Origin of the sequence: Paludicola sp. MB14-C6 (assembly GCF_030908625.1) — a bacterium.
Taxonomy (GTDB): Bacteria; Bacillota; Clostridia; order Oscillospirales; family Ruminococcaceae; genus Paludihabitans.
Genome location: NZ_CP133133.1, coordinates 128,508 through 145,720, shown reverse-complemented (window position 1 = coordinate 145,720; position 17,213 = coordinate 128,508). Strand labels below are relative to the sequence as shown.

General features: G+C 33.3%; 15 protein-coding genes and 2 pseudogenes. 3 read left to right on the top strand and 14 right to left on the bottom strand.

Annotation, left to right across the window (positions count from 1 at the left end):
• Window positions 1-481: 481 nt before the first annotated feature.
• From RBG61_RS00640 to RBG61_RS00590, 11 genes are all read right to left on the bottom strand, one after another.
• The gene (locus RBG61_RS00640) at window positions 482-1,477 is read right to left on the bottom strand and encodes a serine hydrolase domain-containing protein (protein ID WP_307944661.1); all 996 of its coding nucleotides are present in this window, start codon (window positions 1,475-1,477) and stop codon (window positions 482-484) included.
• Between the two features lie 97 nt (window positions 1,478-1,574).
• Window positions 1,575-2,072 (bottom strand): AAA family ATPase, encoded by a 498-nt coding sequence (locus tag RBG61_RS00635; RefSeq protein WP_307944660.1) that lies wholly within the window; start codon window positions 2,070-2,072, stop codon window positions 1,575-1,577.
• 12 nt (window positions 2,073-2,084) lie between these two features.
• Window positions 2,085-2,816, bottom strand: a complete 732-nt coding sequence (locus RBG61_RS00630; protein WP_307944659.1) for a class I SAM-dependent methyltransferase — start codon at window positions 2,814-2,816, stop codon at window positions 2,085-2,087.
• 61 nt (window positions 2,817-2,877) lie between these two features.
• Window positions 2,878-3,717, bottom strand: coding sequence for a metallophosphoesterase family protein (locus RBG61_RS00625; protein WP_307944657.1), 840 nt, complete (start codon window positions 3,715-3,717; stop codon window positions 2,878-2,880).
• 101 nt (window positions 3,718-3,818) lie between these two features.
• Window positions 3,819-4,202 carry an MmcQ/YjbR family DNA-binding protein gene (locus tag RBG61_RS00620; RefSeq protein WP_307944655.1) on the bottom strand — a complete coding sequence of 128 codons (384 nt, stop codon included), beginning with the start codon at window positions 4,200-4,202 and terminating at the stop codon, window positions 3,819-3,821.
• A 38-nt stretch (window positions 4,203-4,240) separates the two neighbouring features.
• Window positions 4,241-4,735 carry a GNAT family N-acetyltransferase gene (locus RBG61_RS00615; protein ID WP_307944654.1) on the bottom strand — a complete coding sequence of 165 codons (495 nt, stop codon included), beginning with the start codon at window positions 4,733-4,735 and terminating at the stop codon, window positions 4,241-4,243.
• Window positions 4,736-4,953: 218 nt separating this feature from the next.
• The gene (locus RBG61_RS00610) at window positions 4,954-5,829 is read right to left on the bottom strand and encodes an AraC family transcriptional regulator (protein ID WP_307944653.1); all 876 of its coding nucleotides are present in this window, start codon (window positions 5,827-5,829) and stop codon (window positions 4,954-4,956) included.
• Window positions 5,830-6,032: 203 nt separating this feature from the next.
• On the bottom strand, window positions 6,033-6,437 hold the full coding sequence (locus RBG61_RS00605) for a hypothetical protein (RefSeq protein WP_307944652.1): 405 nt from the start codon (window positions 6,435-6,437) through the stop codon (window positions 6,033-6,035).
• A 61-nt stretch (window positions 6,438-6,498) separates the two neighbouring features.
• Window positions 6,499-6,654, bottom strand: coding sequence for a hypothetical protein (locus tag RBG61_RS00600; protein ID WP_307944651.1), 156 nt, complete (start codon window positions 6,652-6,654; stop codon window positions 6,499-6,501).
• Window positions 6,655-6,942: 288 nt separating this feature from the next.
• Window positions 6,943-8,025: a uroporphyrinogen decarboxylase family protein gene (locus RBG61_RS00595; protein ID WP_307944650.1), complete on the bottom strand. Its 1,083-nt coding sequence runs from the start codon at window positions 8,023-8,025 to the stop codon at window positions 6,943-6,945.
• Between the two features lie 17 nt (window positions 8,026-8,042).
• A complete protein-coding gene (locus RBG61_RS00590) occupies window positions 8,043-10,184 on the bottom strand; it encodes a TIM-barrel domain-containing protein (RefSeq protein WP_307944649.1) in 2,142 nt (713 codons plus the stop codon).
• Between the two features lie 114 nt (window positions 10,185-10,298).
• Between RBG61_RS00590 and RBG61_RS00585 the strand changes: the two genes are divergently transcribed.
• The gene (locus RBG61_RS00585) at window positions 10,299-11,096 is read left to right on the top strand and encodes an AraC family transcriptional regulator (protein WP_307944647.1); all 798 of its coding nucleotides are present in this window, start codon (window positions 10,299-10,301) and stop codon (window positions 11,094-11,096) included.
• A 173-nt stretch (window positions 11,097-11,269) separates the two neighbouring features.
• Here RBG61_RS00585 and RBG61_RS00580 read toward each other — a convergent pair whose 3' ends face one another.
• Both RBG61_RS00580 and RBG61_RS00575 read right to left on the bottom strand, forming a co-directional pair.
• Window positions 11,270-11,683 carry a hypothetical protein gene (locus RBG61_RS00580; protein WP_307944646.1) on the bottom strand — a complete coding sequence of 138 codons (414 nt, stop codon included), beginning with the start codon at window positions 11,681-11,683 and terminating at the stop codon, window positions 11,270-11,272.
• Window positions 11,684-11,820: 137 nt separating this feature from the next.
• A pseudogene (locus RBG61_RS00575) lies at window positions 11,821-12,570 on the bottom strand (hypothetical protein); the annotation flags it as partial.
• Window positions 12,571-12,825: 255 nt separating this feature from the next.
• On the opposite strand from RBG61_RS00575, the gene RBG61_RS00570 reads away from it, so the two are divergent.
• Complete coding sequence (locus RBG61_RS00570; RefSeq protein WP_307944644.1) at window positions 12,826-13,635, top strand: tyrosine-type recombinase/integrase; 810 nt, start codon at window positions 12,826-12,828, stop codon at window positions 13,633-13,635.
• A 62-nt stretch (window positions 13,636-13,697) separates the two neighbouring features.
• Window positions 13,698-14,694, top strand: a pseudogene (locus RBG61_RS14045) (IS91 family transposase).
• Between the two features lie 309 nt (window positions 14,695-15,003).
• Here the strand turns inward: RBG61_RS14045 and RBG61_RS00555 are convergent.
• The gene (locus RBG61_RS00555) at window positions 15,004-17,175 is read right to left on the bottom strand and encodes an alpha-L-rhamnosidase (protein ID WP_307944642.1); all 2,172 of its coding nucleotides are present in this window, start codon (window positions 17,173-17,175) and stop codon (window positions 15,004-15,006) included.
• Window positions 17,176-17,213: the final 38 nt, after the last annotated feature.

Here is a 17,213-nt window from a genome sequence, read left to right as displayed (position 1 = left end):
CAATGGTAGCTCACACCACCATTGGTCTCGTTATTTATATCGAGTTTTCTATATCCAAATATTTACCGTCATGCTTTTGTTTGTATGTTTCTTAACCATACCATCTGCATTCTCATCAAAGCTGACATACTTGCCTCGCTTGTTAAAGCTATATAAAAGGTGCTTACTGTTTATTTGATTTTTGTAGTCCCACGATGCACTCCACGTGCGTGGTTCTTGGGAACATATCAAGTGAATGCTTGTATAATTATGCATAAACATTGCATATTATTATTATATTACTGCATAAACGGTATTGATTTGTATATTTATTATGTCATCTGTTTTATCGCTTCAAGGGTGGATTGAGTAGTTTGCTTAATTATCCATAAAAATTTGATTAAGATGGTTTATTAAGACATAAATCAAATCGTATTTGTCAAAAAGCAGTAGTCTATTGCATCGTAATCATAATGTGAATTGGATATGTATTATATTATCCTCATTCATCTAAGTATTCAGCTATATTCCTACATAATTGCCAAACATTATCTTCATAATTACTCACTAAAACAATCAGCAGTTCTTTTTGAATGTCATAACTAGAAATAAAGCTAACACCTGGGTCCGAACCAGTAAAGAAGGGAATTAAATTATTATTATTCTTTTTAAGCCAAATTCCATAGCCATATAACTCATTATTTTCTCCACTATGATGAGCAAGCATATTCGCTGTCGTGGACTTAGAAAGTAATTTCTCCGATAATAAATGTTCCCAAAATAATTTTATATCATATACGGTTGTAAATGCCCCACCTGCGCCAGTTCCCTTTGCATCTACAGAATAAATATTTGTGCGATATTCTTCTCTTTCCTCATCAAAAATATAGCTATTGGCACATTTTGCAGGAAGCCTATCCAACTCATAGTAGCCAGTATCTTTCATTTGACATGGTTCAAATATATGTTGATTAAGATATTCATCAAATGACTTTCTTGATATACTCTCAAGAATGATAGCCAATACAACAAAGCCGGTGTTATTATATTGAAACTTGCTACCATGAGGATACATCATTGGCTTGTCAATAAATAGTGGTAATAAATCTTTGTTTGATCGAATTTTATAGTTGGGGAAATCCATCCAAAGCTTTTCGTACTCTTCCATAACGCTTTCATCAAAATAATCTGGTATTCCCGAGGTATGAGTGAGAAGATCTTCTATTGTGATATTTGGATCGATTTTGTTTAAATCAAAATCTAAAATATCACCAATTTTATCATCAAGTTTTAATAAACCTTTTTCAACTAATTGTAGTATAGCTACGGCTACAAAAACTTTTCCAGCTGATGCTGTTGCAAATTTTGTATCAAAAGTATTCGGTATTTGGTTAGCAAAATCGGCATACCCACTGACTTTTTTATAGACTTCATTTTTACCATTGCATACTAAAACACATCCCCTAAAATTTCCACCTACAATATTATCTAAATTCACTTTAATCACCTCTCTCAAAAAGATTATACAATAATGTTAATTATAACAATTAAACTAAGTTTATAATTGAACCCTTTAAAATAATTAACTGTGCCAATCATATTCTTGTTACTAATATCTCAGCGGCTTGCATTGGTGTAATATTACTTACATCAATTTTTTCTGTATTTAATGAATTATATTTTTCTATACGTTTGACGCTTCGTTCTATTACGTCCGCAGTTCTAATACCATTTTGAATGTCTTCTTCCAATCTTTTCTCCAACGAAGCCTTATCTGCAACCAAAGAAAATAGTTTTACAGAAACATTGCTGATGTCAAGAGCTGACAAAACGGTATCAATAATGCTTTGTTCGTGCATAACCCAGCAAAAAATGATGTTTTCATATTCTGAACACTTAATAAAATTGTTCAATAGGAAACATATATTGCTTATGACCATTGATTTAGTTTCGTCGTTTACAATAAAAGGGCTCATATCCCAACACCAATCACCATCCAAAAATACATTCTTAGGTAATAGCTTTTTTAACTCCCTACAAGTGGTCGTTTTACCAACTCCCATTGTTCCATTTATAAATATTAACTTTTTCATCTAAACCTCAAATTACTTCTTTTCAAATATTAAATGATTAAAAAATGCAATAGCCTTAAACTCGTCCATACAACTTGCAAGCATTTCAAGTTCTAACATTTTATCGTACCATTTTTCACCGAATTTAATATTGTTATTTTTGGTTATACCGAAAAATGCCCTTATCCCTAATACTTGAGATAATTTAATGTCATTTTCATTTGTCCAAGCAATTATTTGATCATTTGTATATAAGTTCCTGTTTCCGAAAGTACTACTCTTTTCTTTATTAATATTGTCCGAAATTAAATCTAAAGCAGCTTGAGGGTTATCATCGAAAACTGCTGCCGCCATAGCTCTACCCAAAGTGTTATGCTTTATAATAGACAATTTCCCTTTAGGCTTTAGCACTCTTACAAGCTGAGAAAAAATCTCTTTTTGATTTGGTGCATACTCAAGAACATTATGGCAAATTACTACATCAAATTCATCGTCGAATTGTTTTAGGATTTTAACATCGCCTTTAATTAATGTGTATGTATTTTCATTGAAACTCATATTAATCATTTCCTGGTTAGGCTCTATTGCTATAACATTATGATTTTTAGCATAGTAATTTGCAGTTACTCCAAAACCACTTCCGAAATCCAAAATTTTAAGTCTAGTATCGTTGGATATATTCAGTTGTTTATAAGCTATATCATAAAACATTTTGCCCCAAGGCATCTGCACTAAATTATAATAATCTTTAATTCCATTTGGCATAGTTTATTGCTCCTTTTTATATTTTTACGTTAACTTTAACAATATTTTAACTATTTTATTATTAAAGATACAACTCTTTCGCCGCCATTTCCCAATGCTTTTCAGATAAACGTTCGTTGCGTTGACCTGCCAATTCATTTGCTTTTTGAATACATAGCATTGAATAATTTACTCCCGTTTGTAAGGTTTTTACAATAGACTTAGACCACCAAAAGCCCTTATCATAAATACCACTTTCTTCAAAGTCATTGACAAGACTATCTATATTGTAAGGTACTAAAATCAAGTCTATTTTCCATTTGTTACTCATAAATTCTATAGCAGTAAATTGTGAATTTATTTGGTTGTTTGTTGGCAAGCCAACGCTTCCACAATTTGTAAGTATCTTACCTTTATATTTATACTTAAAAGGGTCATGAGTATGTCCGCAAAATAAATAATCTGCTTCAAGCGTTTCAAGACAATTATTAGAATTCTCTTCACCTTCTAAAAGCATTTCCCTTATGCTTGTTGGTGAGCCGTGACATATAACAATATGTTTACAGCTTTTAAAATTAATAGTATTAAATATTGGCATATTCTCAAAAAAAGTAATATCATCATTGGATAAGTTTTCATATGTATAAAGCAAAGAACCAGTTTGTGAGGAATAGCACCAATTATCATTTGAGTTTTTATGATGGTTTATCATATATTCTTCACGATTTCCTCTTATAAACCAACATTGATGTACTTTCATTGCATTTTTTAATAGTGAAATTGTTTTCTGTGGGTATGGACAGTCGGTAATATAATCACCTAAAAAGATAATTCCATCAAAATTGTTTTGCTCGATATAATTTAAACAAGCTTCAAGTGCCATGTAATTGCCATGAATATCAGCTAATAGTGCAAGTTTCATATTAGTTCCTTTCTTCTGTTGTAAATTTAATTATCATTACCCCCTCACTATGCAAATACCTCTCTATATCTTCTACAAACTAATTTTTTCATCTTTCATATCTAACTCTTCAAACTTTTCTGAACATATTTCGGAAGTTTATTTAAAACCGTTTTGTAGCTATGTTCTATCATTTCAATTATAAGTTCATCAGGCACATCGTCGGTTAACGGGAAAGTATTAAAATACGGTTGCTGAACTGCTGGGCAATGATACCCACGCACAACTATATTTGGTAGCAAATCACGATAAAATTGACCTGTCATTATATCACAATTTAGAGTGACCGTGTCAATATCTTTGAGCTTAAAAATCTGTGCAAAAATTCTACCAGAACGCTCGCTTGTTTTTCCAACCTTAATTACTACCACATCAGGTCCGAAAGGATAATCTATGTACGCACCTTTTTTTGCAAGACAATAGTCAATTATTTGTTGTGGTGTCATGTACTTCACCTCTGTTTATCTTATTATTCTATTTTAAATTATAGTCTCCACCAACTGGAATTATCAAATTTATATCTAACAAAACCATTGCGCTGTAATATGCGTTGTGATGCATAACCATCAATATCAGTTTCTGCGATAATATACTTTACGTTATTTTGTGCAAAACCCCATTTACACATTTCACAAACGCACTCTGTCATATATCCATTGTGCTCAAACTCATTACCAAGTCCATACCCTATCTCTATTTCTCCGTTTTGGTTTGGTAATCCTTTAAATGCAGCAGAACCCACCACAATTCTATCAGACTTTCTTATTAAAAGCCAAAAGGCAATATATAACCAACTATCTGCATTTTCCGAAATAGTCTTTATTTGTTGTTCCAAATATTCAAAAATAAAACCTTTTATAGCTTCACCCTTATACACACAATTAAGTTTCTTTTCAAGAAATTTTAGATTATCTCTTAATAACTTTAATTTTTCTAACGAAAGAGGTACTATCTCTAGTCTTTCTGTTTCCAATGTCATAAATAGCTCCTTATTTCTTTATATTTATAAAAGATTGCGTTTTGAATTAGAAATATGCTTTGCATAATTCATCAAGATTAATACATAAGATATATAAATTGTGGAAATAGTCCTGAATACGCAAAAATTTATTTAATTTTCACTTTCAGTCATAAACTACCTCCACAATTAGTTTAGTTTACTACAAGGAAGTTTTCTCAAACTGTTGTCCCAAACCTTTACTTCTTAACGACAGGAATCCAAACTTCATAATATCTATTCTTATTGCGTATGTCACGATCCGTCCAAAGGTGAAGAACCTCAATTGCAATATCTTCTTTTTGTCTATATTCAGAGTTTGGCAACCATGATTCAAATATTAACTCTCTAAGTTTAGGGAACTCCTCCCATGCGAGGCCCCCACAATCGGTTTTAAAAGCCGCATAAGTTCCTGAAGAAATAATAATCTTTTCAAGTGCATTGTTATTTGTATCAGCTTTTTCTCTAGCAATCATGTATTTGCCGTCCTGCCATATACCATACCATACGCCATCGAAAGAATGATTATTGTGTTCATTCCAATGACCAGTACAAATTCGTCCCGGAACATTATCACAATCATCTGCCCACATTTCATGCCGCAACTCTTCTCTCGTTTTGTATCCTTGTCCGATAAATTGCTTTGATACGCCGTAGACCTCTGTTTCTTCAAGTTCAATTATTCTGAAATCCATCTCTTTTGCTCCTTTTATCATAATATAGAAGGAAGCAGGCGGATATATTTTTAATGCTTCATCCCGTTTCCGTGCCATTGTCGGTGTAATGTTATGCTGCTTAACGAATGCTTTCGTGAAGGCATCAGCACTATCCCAACCATATTTTATAGCAATATCAATTATTTTTTCTTTGCCGTTTTGAAGCTCATAGGCGGCAAGTGTCAATTTCCTTCTACGTATATATTCATGTAGCGTCATACCTGTCATGTAGCTAAAAAATCGCATAAAGCTATCTTTTGACACACAAGCTATCTTAACAACTTCATCAAAATCAATTTTATCACACAGATTTTCTTCGATATAAGCAATTGCAAGGTTAAGTCGTTTTAACATATCCATCTGTTTCACCTCCCAATTACAATATTATAATAAAGTAGCTCTTTAAACCCGATTTTTTTAGGTCAGGTTATTCTTTGCTTATAGTTATATGGTGATAACTTATTTAACTTATTCCCATTATACAACTTCAATAATAATATTTCCATTATAATAAAGATTTGTGGTATTATTTGTTTTAAAAAAGCTTTCATAATAAATTTTTATTATATAAGAATAAACTTATTCTCCTTTAAAAGTATACATTCATCAATAAAGTAGACAGGAATATCACAATCCGCAAAAAAGTTTCTTACATATGATTGGTCATCTTTATTTTGCAAGAAATTATTTAGACTGTAACAAATCAGCATTCCAATTTTCTCTTTTTTACAGACAGCATAAACGTTTTTCATGTCATTCTCACTCTCTATATTATCTAAATTATAAGTTAACCAACAGATATTTTCAAAATAATTGAAATAAGATAGTTTTAATTTTATTGAATACAAATAATCAGATGTACAATTATTGGTAAGTAATATTGCAACTTTAATTTTTTCACCGTTAATACTAATGTTTTGCTTGAATTGATGAAGCGAAGGAATCATAGTTAATTTTTTATTATTCATAATAATATCCTTTCATACGAAAACGGCACTGAGATTTTTATCTCAGCGCCGTTATTGCTTATTATATAAATTGTATTCCAAAGTTTTCTTTTGGATTCATTACTAAACTTTGAACCAGACTTTCAATTCTTTCGTACCTATCCATTACAAAATCAGTAACATATTCAATATCAATTTTTTCATGTTGTAAAGATTTTAATGCAATTTCTTGTACCATAGTTTCATCAATATAAGGTATTTCATATGATATGCTTTTGTTTTTTAACAACTTATTAGACTTGTTGAATTCTTATTGCAATTTAAAAAATCACCAATGAGTTGCATGGACTAAGTTTTTCAAAGCAATGGAAATGAGAACAGAGACTGTAATACCGAGCATTAATAATAAAAATTCAGGTTCAAATAATATAACTTAGCTTATTAAACTTACTATTATTAAACTCCAAACCAATATGGTTAAGGAAAGTGAACTGAATTTAAACAGTTTTACTTTTTAACATAAAAATTACAACTTAGTTCGAACTAGTTGAGATAGTGCAAGAAACTTATCATAATCTACTCCAGGAGGACAACTATCGCTATTAGCAAGCACAAATCCTCGATTACTACATGTCTTTATTAAGTCTACAGCTTCTTTCTCTAATTGGCTCTTACTTGAATTTAATAAAAATACAGGATCTATTCCCCCTATTAAGCTTATATTAGTTGGTAGAATTCGATTTGCTTCCGCTATTGTCACATTCCCTGTGTTTGGTGGTGTAATGGATTCTATTGCATCAACACCCTGTTTTCCCATTGGAATAAGTAGATCTTTTATCAAACCGCAAGCATGCTGCACATATAATTTATTCTCATTATGCAAAATATCGCACCAATTACTTAATTCTGGCGCTATAAATTCTTGATACATACTAGGACTAATATTACCAGTTGAGCTATCTTCCCATGAAATACAAGCAGATACTTTACTGTTTGCAGTGATTTCTACTGTTTTTCTTGATTTTTCTTGCATGACACTCAACAAATCTGCAATTAATTCAGGTTCGTCCTCACAAAAGTAAATTAAATTAATTGTTCCTATCCAAAATTCTAATAAACTTTGAAACGATGATTTTTGTTCTATTCCAAGTATTGCGAGTTGAAGTCCATTCCCCCCCAATTGTTCTACTTGTGCATTGGATTCTTCAATATTTTCTACAACTATAATATCTTCATAATATGCTTTTAGACATGCAATATCTTCTACACGTTGTACTGGATGACGTGTTAAATACCAAGTATTACTTTTCTTTGCAAAAATATATTCAGCATATAAAGTTCCTTTGGGCGTAATCCAAGTAACAATTTTTTTATCATCTAATATTACTTCATTAACCGAACATACCTTATGACGATATTTGTAAGCACAAACTGCTCCTCTCAGGAGTGGGTCTGCACCCATCTGTTGCAAATATGCAAGTTCACCTGCTTGTTGAATTTCAAGGGGTAAACTTTGAAAGTAATAAGCCAAAAAAGGTGAAAATGCTGGCCTGTCTACCTGTTCCCCTTTAATACTAGAAAGAAGTCTTTGTTTTGGGGTCATTTCCATTATATTAAGTCCTTTCATTAGTGAATTGAAACATCAATTGCTTTTGAAGTATATTCAATTTCAGATACAAACTTCTCGTCGCAATAGATTGTAAATCGAGTAGGATATGAATATTCTTTACTTCCTTCCGCTTCATCAAAGATAAGTTTTCTTTCTGTATCATTCCAATGAATTTTACAAGTATATATATCTCCTTGTTCATAGCCATATCCATCACCTGAATCACGATATAGTAATGTTTCAGCATTATCACCAGAGTAAATGTGTAGTTCTATACGGTTATCCCTCTTTTGATTTACATACTCCATCTCTTCACCTAATAATAAAATGCTACCGCTTTTCACCAAAATTGGAATACGTGAAATTGGTGCATCAATAGATACAATCTGCCCGCCCTTATAACGTACTCCTGTGAAAAAATCTGTCCATTCTGCACCTTTTGGAAGATACACTTCTTTTTTATCTGCTCCTAGCTGCGTTATTGGACTAACTAGCAAATTATCACATAATATATAGCTGTCTTGAATATTCATACAGTTCGAATCATCATCAAAGTCCATAATTAATGGTCTCATAAATGTCTCATTGTCTTTCCAAATACGATAAACCCAACTATATAATGTTGGCAGTAATCGATAACGAAGTTTATTCGCTTTTAACTGAGAGTCATAATAAGTAGTTCCCTCGTCTCCAAAGAACCACATTTCTCTAGCTGTAGATGTACCATGAGATCGAAATAAAGGCGAAAATGCGCCAAACCAATACCAACGAATATATAGTTCACGATACTCTTCGTTTTTGTTTCCCTCTGGATAATTTACAAAGAAGCCACCAATATCTGTTGTACTGTAAGGCATACCTGAAGCCGAAAATCCGAGCAATGAAATAATTTGTTTACGAAACACTTCCCAAGTTGCCTCTATATCACCTGTCCATACCATTCCACCTACTGTTTGTAAACCTGCAAAACCGCTTCTAGTTAATATAAATACACGTTTATCATCAGTAGCTGCTCTTTGTCGCTTATAAATATTGCGTGACTCTTGTAATGCATACGTATTTAGATGATATTTATTTTCACCAATTGCACAATCATTACATTTCAATAGAGTTAACGATGTATCTTCTTCAAAACTCGGTTCAGTGGAATCAAGCCACCACGCATCAATACCAATATCAAAAAATGACTTTTTCATATGAGCCCATATAAAATCTACAGCATCTTCTCTATACGGATCATGATTTCTTCCCCAATTTTCTCCAAAGCGTTCTGGACGTTCAAGGATTGCACTCATCTTCTCTAACTTAGCAGTAATTTCTGTTTCGGGTCCAAAGCCAGGCCAAACAGATAGCAATATTTTTTGATGTAAGTTATGAATTTCGGAGATCATTTTTTCTGGGTCTGGATAATTATCTTCATCCCATTTTAATGCGTTCCAACCGTATTTACCCCAATAATTCCAATCTTGTACAATACAATCAATCGGTATATGTCTTTTTCTGAATTCGTTTGCAATACTTAATATTTCTTCTTGAGTTTTATAATGTTCTCTACTTTGAAAAAAGCCAAGTGCCCATTTAGGTAACATTACGGCAGAACCAGTTAAATTACGGTATTCATAGATTTGTTTTTGTATAGTTTCTTCTAAAATTACATAAAAGACAAAACCTGCATCAAAATCGGCTCTTACATTAATTCTGTTTGGTGTTTGTGAAACAACATCCTGATCAGTTTCTGTTTCTAAAGTACAATCCTGATCAATACCTATTTTCATAAAACCGTAATAATCAAACAGTATCGCATATCCACCTGTAGAAACGCAAAATGGAACTACAATATTTCTTCCGTTTTTTTGACCCATCCATAATGTTTCATTTCTATGATTTAACCTTTTATTTTGATGCATACCAAAACCATATATAGCATCACTAGCTCCTATTTGAAAAGTTAATCTACTATCCACATACTCTGCTAATAGAATTTCTTTATTGTTTCTTTTGAAATAAATGCGACCATTTTCACAAAAAGCTTCCGCTAGTTTGCTATCCAAAAATTCCGGTTGTGGCAATACTAGACCCTTTGTATAAGGCTTTTTCTCTTCTTTAGGGGGCACAGTTACTTTAAAAATTTGATTACTTATTTTCTCAATTGATATCATCACTATCACCTTTTCGTTTAAAATTTTAAGAGTATATCTTTTCTATATTCAAGTTAACATAATTCATTATTTTTTACTATTGAAAAAAGTAATATTTTATATTAAAATATCACCATGATATTTTTACAAAACTACGACATTTCTTTAATTATTGCGTGTTATGATAATTGTAACTCAGAATGGAGTTGGAACTCTGAAAACAATCACTGGACAGGTTTTCATTTATGGTATATTACTCAAAACTCAGTAACTATACAGTGTGATATGGAAACTTTTCTTCTAGAGCCGGGCGATGTTTTTCTTTTTGACTTAAGAAAAAATCACATCTGTCGGCATGACCCCATTAACCCTGTTTCTATGTATACTGCATACTTTCATTGTGTTCAAACAGATCAACTGCAACAACAAATTAACGAAGGAGTAATTTTAAAAAAGCAACATCCAATTGATACTGCAATGAATGTAACAATGTTCCAACATCTATGTGATAGCAGAACTCTTTTTGAACAGGAAATATGGTTTGCACCTATTCTACAACAGATTATTTGCAATACTTCATCTCAGAATGAAACGGTTCAATTAGTAAATAAAATATGTACTTATTTACAACAAAATTTATCGGAATTTTTTTCATTAGAAATGGTTTGTTTACAGTTTGGATACAGCAAAAATCAGTTAATACGACTTTTTCATAAAGTTATAGGTGTTACTCCATATCAATACTATCTAGATATGCGTTTAGAACGAGCTAAGCAATATTTGTTGTTTTCAAATCTTAGTTTGCAAGAAATTGCAGAAAATCTTTGCTTTCACGATATCAGCCATTTCGTAGCCCAATTTCATCATAAAACAGGTTACACGCCCGTACAATTTGTTTTAAATCAAAGAAAAAGTTTAACACAACAAAAGTGATACTGTTTGTCTATAGTTTTAACGGCACTGAGATTTCTACCTCAGTGCCGTTTAGCTTAATGATTAATTTGTATTCTCAAGTCTTCTTTATTGTTTTTGGGCATAAAAAGGCTAAGTCTATATGTCGTTTATGTTGACATAAGGCTTAGCCTTTTTTCATTTATGTAGAAAATTTAGCTTTGATGGATTTTAATAAAGTGAATTTGGGGTTCTGATAAAATCTCCTTCATTAAAGTTGTTGAATCTTCCATAAATGTGTGCCTTGTTAGAAATTGTTTGAGTTGAGTTTGTTCTTCCTGCGTGTAGAAATTTAAAAAAGAATCTTTTGATAGATATAGTTCCTCATAAGCATCAATTACAATATTATTTAGAATTTCTATAACCCGTTCATCTGTACATTTATCGATATACTCAATAAATTCTAAAGGTGACTTTGTTGTGTGTTTTGCACTTATCGCAAAAAATACTGTGATTTGCCCTGATTGAACATCAGGCAGAATTATTGTGAAGATATGGCTATACCGTTTATTAACAAAATTATTTATCGTTGGATTAAGATTCTTTTGAGCAACTTCATCCTCTGACAAATATTCTCTAACTGTTGGAAACAAAAATTCGGATTAGCTACGCATATTGTACGAACGCTACTAAAGACTAAACTAGGGTTCTTAATATTCCATGTTTTATTACTCTGATTATAATTAGACTCTATTTCAGAAATCATTCCGTGGTCGCACCAGTACCCACTATTTTCACCTGTACTATGCCATAACCAATATTCATGCCACCATGGATCCCAAACAGTCCATTCTACCCTTGTTTTTTCTGCTCTTTGTGGAATAGGTTATAATGAAAAGTCATCATTTCTATCATCAGCGACAGGGTTTGGCGGTGGATTTTTATCAAGGTCAATAATTTTGCAATGAATGGTGGTTTTATCAGCTCCTCCTGGACCTTTGACAGTTACATCTATGTTCATATTCTATTCTGTATCGGGAGTAGTCTATTTTACCCACGCAAGCTGACCGTCACCTTCGGAATAATATATATTGCCTACATTATAGGTTTTACCGTTAATATGAAAACTGACACGAGTCGGATTGTCAGGATCAGACTGCCCGACGCTGATCATAACTGAGGTGATGATCTCTGTGTTTACTCAGTATTCATAGTCATCTGTTGAAACAACAGGTGGTTCCGGCTTTTCTGTAAAATGCACAATCCCAAGCCCAAGCGAAAATTTAATATCCGCATTGGATGCCGCTTTGATTGTACTGCCATTCCATGCAGGATATCCTAAATCAGATACTTCCAAAAACATTGTAAAAGGTAGGTTTTTGTGAGATAAAGAAGCCATTCGCTTTCACCACAATCCACTGAGCTTTTCATCATACATGGCCGCCTCAGTTGCAGTGGTTGCAATCATTACACCCTCGAATTTGTAATAAGCTATTGGTTCAAACAGTAATTTAAAAGAAACACAACACGTCCCATCCTTTATCGACAACTATGTAAAATATTTTAACACGGAAAGATTATCTTACAATTTAAACTATCAAAACCCCTGTTCAATATCGCATTGAACAAGGGTTTGCATAGTGGTGGTTATTGTCTGTGTCTACTTTTACTTGACAGATGCCTTTTGGCGGTGGTTTTCTTTTAATTCTACTACATCTCCTTTAGAATGTAAATGTACAGTTGTACAAATACAAATCAAGGAGATTTTTTTATGACACAGGAAGAAATTTTAGAAAAGTTAACAATGGATATCAGGTTGAGAGGTCTAAGTGAGGATACTGTAAAGGAGTATTGCACACGAAGCGGAGTATTTATGCGACACTTTGGAAAGCCGGCAGATGAAATGGGAGAAAAGGAAATCAGAATATTTCTTGAGTATCTCACTAATAAAGGTGATTTAATGCCTGCAAGCATAAATGGCTACAACTCTGCACTTAGATTTTTGTTTGAGGTAACATTAGAACAAAACTTAAACTACAAAAGATTACCACGAAAAAAAGACCCAATAAAGGTGCCAACAGCTTTTACACGAGACGAAATAGTAGCGTTTTTATCGGTGATTGATAATATAAAATATAAAGCTATTTTTTCACTAACTTATGGCTCTGGACTCAGATTATCCGAAGTCAGAAAACTAAGAATTAAAGATATCGATAGTGAAAATATGCGGCTTTTTGTATATCAAGGTAAAGGTCAAAGGGATAGGTGGGTGCCTATGGCTAAAGCAAGCCTTGAGGTGCTTCGCAGATATTTCAAAGAATACCAACCAAGTCACCCTGACGGATGGTTATTCTTAAATAATAATTTACGCAAAAAAGTCGCTGATAACTATATTTCAGAAAGGGCAGTGCAAGATGCTTTCAAAAAGTATCATAAAAAAGCCAAAATTAAAACATATGGAACAATACACACATTAAGGCACAGCTACGCTACACATCTAATGGAAGACGGAGTAAATGTTTTTTTTCATTCAGCGAATTTTGGGCCATGCTACTTTGTGGACAACTATGCGTTATCTTAGGATTGCAATGACTGATGTTATGAAAACCCAAAGTCCTCTTGATAAATTAATTGGTGGTAACAATGGTTGAGATTCAAGATGTTTTCAAAAATCATATAGATCAATATCGCCAAAATCACAAACTATCTTTAGTTCAGCACAAAGCAGCAAACTCAATTTTAGATTGTCGTACCGCAAAACTTGGTGGTCATATCGATACCTGCCCTAAATGTGGCGAAACAGAGCAGTCCTACAACTCTTGCAAAAACAGAAACTGCCCTAAATGTCAAACGCTTAAAAAAGAAAAATGGATTGATGCAAGAAAGTCTGACTTGCTTAACGTTGGATATTTCCATGTGGTTTTTACTGTGCCAAGTGAATTAAACAGCATAATTTATTCAAACCAAAAGGATTGTTACAATCTTCTCTTTGGGTGTGTATCTGAAACTTTAAAGGAATTATCAAACGATAGTAAATATCTTGGTGGTGATATTGGTTTAACGGCTATACTTCATACATGGGGCAAAACCTCAGTTTTCATCCTCATATTCATTGTATTGTTCCGTCGGGCGGACTTTCTAAAAATTGAAGCTTGATATATCACAGGATATCTTAAATATCTGCTACAACAAACAATGGGTAGTTTACTGCAAACCACCTTTTAAAACTGCTGCTTATGTAGTTGAATATCTTGGTAGATACACTCACCGAGTTGCTATTTCGAACAACAGAGTTTTGAAACTTGCAGACGGAAATGTAACCTTTAAATGGCGTGATTACTCTGATTGTAACAAGTGGAAAGAAATGAATTTATCTGCTACTGAGTTTATTCGCAGATTTTTAATGCATGTGTTACCACAAGGGTTTATGAAAATTCGTCATTTTGGTTTTCTTTCCAGTCGTGGGAAACAGGTCAATCTATACAAATGCAAAACTATGACAAACACAATTTTACAAAACAAAAGACTTTCCACAGAAGAAATTTTAACTAAAATTCTCGGCAGAAAGCCATCTGTTTGCAAAAGCTGTGGCTTTGATGGTTTAGTTCGTACAGGACTTGCCCCTCCTCTTTTCGCCTAAACTGAATATCCTAAGATTTAGCCGTCTTTAAAAGTTCAATTTTAGGTTGAGCTTAGCTTTGCTGTACTTATTTTAGCAAAACAACAGCAAAAAAAGAAAGATTTCAAAGCAATATTCTATTATCAACATAGTGACTTTCTTGATTTTTGTAAAAAAGGAAAGTTGCTTTTCCCATAGTTATTGCAAAACTTCCGGCAGTTAAGTCCAATGATAGTTATCCAACCTTTGACGGAATCACTGCAAATATTTAGAGAGTGCCCCTATTGAAGCACTCTCTTTTTTGCCGCCAAAGCTCGGATAACTTGCTACTCATTTTTTGAAGATCACCGTATTCATTCCTGTATGTAAAGCAATATCTTTTCCTTTGTAACTAAATATTGCATTAACATTTTTGGGTATTTTAACTTCTAAATTTACATCACAGTCATCTTTATACCATGATACACAAATATCACCGTGTAATGTGCTTATCTTACCGCAGGCACTATTAAGTCCTTCTGGAATCACAGGCGAAATGATAACATTTTTAAATGCTACAGATGTTTCAATTTGTTGGATTCCAAGAAATCTATAGAACAACTGTCGAACAGGTGCACCAAACATTGGGTGATTGTGAGAGCAACGCCCATCAAAGTATTCCCATAGTGTTGTTGCACCGTGTTGTTTCATCCATGAGTAGGAACCCATTTTATCGCTTGTTAATAAGTTAAAGGCAAGTGTTCCGTGCCCATAGCGAAATAAAACGTCAATTAGAATATCGGTTCCCAAAAAACCTGTATCAAAATATCCTAACGCTTCATATTTTGCAACGAGATTTAAAATTGTACGATTATCGTCTAACAGACATATATCAAGTGCATAGGCATCCGCTCCCTGGTCACCTTGGCAAAAGCTTCCGGTATTGTCATCAAAATAATTATCAACAAGGGCTTCTTTTACTTTCGCTATGTATGCAATATAGCTTTTCGTATCATCAGGCTTCTCAAGAATTTTCGAAATTTTTACAAGAATTAATAACGATTTAATAAAATAGCAGGAGTTCACAAAAGGCTCTGGAATAGAAATTTCATCAACCGCAGCCCAGTCGCCAAGGCACCAACCTTTATCCTCCTCACGCACTACAAGATAGTTTTCACTGTGGTCCATCATATAATTAACCCATTTTTTCATATAAGAATAACAATAATTCAGTAAGTCACGATCGCCGAAATGTCGATAATGTACATAAGGAACAACAACAACTGCACACCCCCATCCGCCGGGTCCACCACCGCCCCCCATAAACGGAGCAGTATGCTGAATATGTCCACTTACGACATCTTGACAGTCCAAAATGTCATAAATCCATTTTTCATAAAATGTGTTGCTGTTTAACAGAAGCATTGCACTATCAGAAGTAATTTGTCCATCGCCAGTATATCCAAGTCGTTCACGATGTGGACAATCCGATGGAACACCACTATGCATATTGGCAAGTTGTGTACGAATATAGGCATCGTAAAGCCAGTTCAGCGCAATATTATCCGAATCAAATTCGGATGTTATGGATACATCTGAATTGACCACTGCTGCAAGCAGATCATCTGAGTTTCCAGAAATATCGAAATACCGAAATCCGTGAAATACAAATTTCGGCTGAAAAACTTGTGGCTTTCCATTGCAGATAAATGTATCTGTCTGAATCTGATTTACTCCGCTTGATGAAAAATCGAGCATTCCGTTCTCATCAATTTCTTCTGAAAATCGAAGCTTTATATGATCTCCCTCTTTTCCTGTTGCTTTTACCCGAACCCAACCACTGATATTTTCACCTGCATCATATATTTTCAAAGAAGCTGTTGACTTAATTAGTTTTGGAACTATTGTACGGACGATTCTGTCTGGAGGGCAAGTTTGAAGCATAAGTTGCGCATCAGGATCAGGTAAAACAGTAACTTTATGGGAAGTTACTGTTTCGTCATTTGTTAATCTTGCATCCTGCACTTCACCAATAAAAATATTACTATATATTATAAAGGAAGGTGTATATGTTTCAGATCCGTCAGAGTTTACAACAACCTTACTACCGGAATGGCTTAAAAAAGTGGCAGAGAACAGGGCTTTAAGTTCATCTCCAAATGATAATTCTCCTTCAGCCACACGTTCGTATTGACGATACCAACCGTTTCCCAGCATGATTTCCAAAACATTTTCTCCATCGCAAAGATATGAGGTCAAATCATAATTCATATAATAAATTCTATGAGTAAAAGTATCTGAAATCGGATAGGTTAACTTTGATAAGCTCCGTTTTTGGTAATCGCTGAGAGCTGGAACAAGGTAATCATCCGATACTCGTCTACCATTCATATATAGTTCAAAGTATCCAAGACCGGTAATGTCAATTTCACCCGACAGTGGGTTATCAAGAACAATTGTTTTCTTTATGACAGGTGCTTCACAATCACTGCCACAAGTAATCCACTTTGCTTGTTGTATCATATACATTCTTTCCTTTCCAAATACGCAGGTTTATATAA

Excerpts from the sequence above, each read along its gene's own strand:
- RBG61_RS00635 (WP_307944660.1), bottom strand. The coding sequence starts at position 2,072 with ATGAAAAAGTTAATATTTATAAATGGAACAATGGGAGTTGGTAAAACG.
- RBG61_RS00630 (WP_307944659.1), bottom strand. The coding sequence starts at position 2,816 with ATGCCAAATGGAATTAAAGATTATTATAATTTAGTGCAGATGCCTTGG.
- RBG61_RS00625 (WP_307944657.1), bottom strand. The coding sequence starts at position 3,717 with ATGAAACTTGCACTATTAGCTGATATTCATGGCAATTACATGGCACTT.
- RBG61_RS00620 (WP_307944655.1), bottom strand. The coding sequence starts at position 4,202 with ATGACACCACAACAAATAATTGACTATTGTCTTGCAAAAAAAGGTGCG.
- RBG61_RS00615 (WP_307944654.1), bottom strand. The coding sequence starts at position 4,735 with ATGACATTGGAAACAGAAAGACTAGAGATAGTACCTCTTTCGTTAGAA.
- RBG61_RS00610 (WP_307944653.1), bottom strand. The coding sequence starts at position 5,829 with ATGGATATGTTAAAACGACTTAACCTTGCAATTGCTTATATCGAAGAA.
- RBG61_RS00605 (WP_307944652.1), bottom strand. The coding sequence starts at position 6,437 with ATGAATAATAAAAAATTAACTATGATTCCTTCGCTTCATCAATTCAAG.
- RBG61_RS00600 (WP_307944651.1), bottom strand. The coding sequence starts at position 6,654 with ATGGTACAAGAAATTGCATTAAAATCTTTACAACATGAAAAAATTGAT.
- RBG61_RS00595 (WP_307944650.1), bottom strand. The coding sequence starts at position 8,025 with ATGGAAATGACCCCAAAACAAAGACTTCTTTCTAGTATTAAAGGGGAA.
- RBG61_RS00590 (WP_307944649.1), bottom strand. The coding sequence starts at position 10,184 with ATGATATCAATTGAGAAAATAAGTAATCAAATTTTTAAAGTAACTGTG.
- RBG61_RS00585 (WP_307944647.1), top strand. The coding sequence starts at position 10,299 with ATGATATTTTTACAAAACTACGACATTTCTTTAATTATTGCGTGTTAT.
- RBG61_RS00570 (WP_307944644.1), top strand. The coding sequence starts at position 12,826 with ATGACACAGGAAGAAATTTTAGAAAAGTTAACAATGGATATCAGGTTG.
- RBG61_RS00555 (WP_307944642.1), bottom strand. The coding sequence starts at position 17,175 with ATGATACAACAAGCAAAGTGGATTACTTGTGGCAGTGATTGTGAAGCA.